Origin of the sequence: Devosia sp. (assembly GCF_017307565.1) — a bacterium.
Lineage (GTDB): Bacteria > Pseudomonadota > Alphaproteobacteria > Rhizobiales > Devosiaceae > Devosia.
The window spans coordinates 1-1752 of the sequence record NZ_JAFKHD010000005.1 but is presented as its reverse complement, the minus strand read 5'-3'; the positions used below and the strand labels follow the sequence as shown (position 1 = coordinate 1752).

Annotated in this window: 3 protein-coding genes; all 3 read right to left on the bottom strand. The window is 62.1% G+C overall.

Annotation, left to right across the window (positions count from 1 at the left end):
* Positions 1 to 439: MetQ/NlpA family ABC transporter substrate-binding protein (locus tag J0I64_RS00050; protein WP_291405229.1), on the bottom strand; the 439-nt coding region annotated here is incomplete at its 3' end.
* A gap of 28 nt (positions 440 to 467) precedes the next feature.
* Positions 468 to 1142 carry a methionine ABC transporter permease gene (locus J0I64_RS00045; protein ID WP_291405227.1) on the bottom strand — a complete coding sequence of 225 codons (675 nt, stop codon included), beginning with the start codon at positions 1140 to 1142 and terminating at the stop codon, positions 468 to 470.
* A partial coding sequence (locus tag J0I64_RS00040; RefSeq protein ID WP_291405225.1) for an NIL domain-containing protein occupies positions 1135 to 1752 on the bottom strand: 618 nt, incomplete at its 5' end. The genes J0I64_RS00045 and J0I64_RS00040, both read right to left, overlap by 8 nt.

Genomic DNA, 1752 nt, shown 5'->3' with positions numbered 1-1752 from the left:
GCAGGCCGTTGTCTTCGAGCAGCAGCAGCACGCGGCCGCCATTGGTCGGGTCGTTCGGAATGCCGATCTTGGCGCCATCGGGCAGGTCGGCAATGTTCTCGTACTTGTCCGAGTAAATGCCGATCGGGAAGTTCACGGTCGTTGCCACGGATTCGATGGCGTAGCCGCGGTCACGCACCTGGTTGTCGAGGTAAGGCTGGTGCTGGAACGAATTGGCGTTGAGTTCGCCCGACGCCAAGGCCTCGTTCGGAATGACATAGTCCGAGAATTCGAGGATTTCGAGGTCGATACCCTGGGCAGCAAGGATCGGCTTCACAGCTTCCAGAATCTGAGCGTGCGGGCCGGGCGTAACGCCGATCTTGATGGTTTCGGCATAGGCCGGCGCCGCGATCAGCGAGAGGCCAAGGGCCACACCGGCAATAACAGTCTTGAACGACATGGATAAAAATCCTTTCGAGGGAGGGGAGTTAGTGGCGCGAGCGCTTGTCGAAGCGCCGCGCAAGGGAATCGCCAAGGCTCTGCACGCCCTGGACGAGAACGATCAGCACCAGCACCACGGCCAACATCACGTCGGGCATGAAGCGCTGATAACCGAACCGAATACCGAGATCGCCGAGCCCACCGCCGCCGACGGCACCCACCATGGCCGAGTAGCCGATGAGGCTCACAACGGTCAGCGTCAGTGCCAGCGTGATCGCCGGCAATGCCTCGGGCAGCAGAACTTTCTGGACGATCTGAAAGGGGCTCGCGCCCATGGACCGCGCCGCTTCGATCAGTCCCTGATCGACGCCGCGAATGGCCGCCTCGATAACGCGCGCAATGAAGGGCGCCGAAGCAATGGTCAGCGGCACGATGGCTGCGCTGGTGCCGATGGAAGTGCCGGTGATCAACCGTGTCAGCGGAATGATGGCGACGACGAGAATGATGAACGGCGTCGAGCGCGCTGCGTTGACGATCAGGCCGAGCACGGCGTTGACGGCCGGCGCCGCGAACAGTTCACCACGCTGGCTGGTCGCCAGAAACACGCCGAGCGGCAGGCCGATCAGCGTGCCGATAAAGCCAGCGATGCCGACCATGTAGAGCGTCTGCACGAAGGAATCGACGAGCAGTTTCAGGATCTGGGGCGAAAAGACCTCAGGCATAGCCGAGCACCTCCGTTTCGAGACCCAGTTCCTTAGATGTCGCGAGGAGCGCGGGCAGTTTTTCGATAGAAGGCAGGCTCACCACCAGCGTGCCAAAAGGCCGGCCGGAAATGTGGTCCACCTTGGCCTGCACGATGCCAAGATCGGCATCGAGTTTTCGCGTCAAAACGGAAAGCCACGGCTGCGCCGCGCCCTCCCCCTTGAACACCAGCTGCACCAACGCTTCCTTGCCTGCCTCAGGCGTAGCGCTCAGGCGCGTCGCCAGATGTTCGGGCAGTTTTGTGCCGGTAATGCTGGAAACGAAATTCCGCGTCGTCGCATGCTGCGGGCCGGTGAAGACGTCATAGGTCGCGCCCTCTTCGACGATCCGCCCCTGATCGATCACGGCGACCCGATCGGCCACGGTCTTGATCACGGACATTTCGTGCGTGATCAGCAGCACGGTCACATCAAGCTCGGCATTGACCTGCTTGAGCAGCGCCAGAATCTGTTCGGTCGTCTCCGGATCGAGCGCCGACGTCGCCTCGTCCGAAAGCAGCACCTTTGGATTGGTCGCCAGCGCCCGGGCAATGCCGACGCGCTGCTTCTGCCCGCCCGAAAGTTCGTCCGG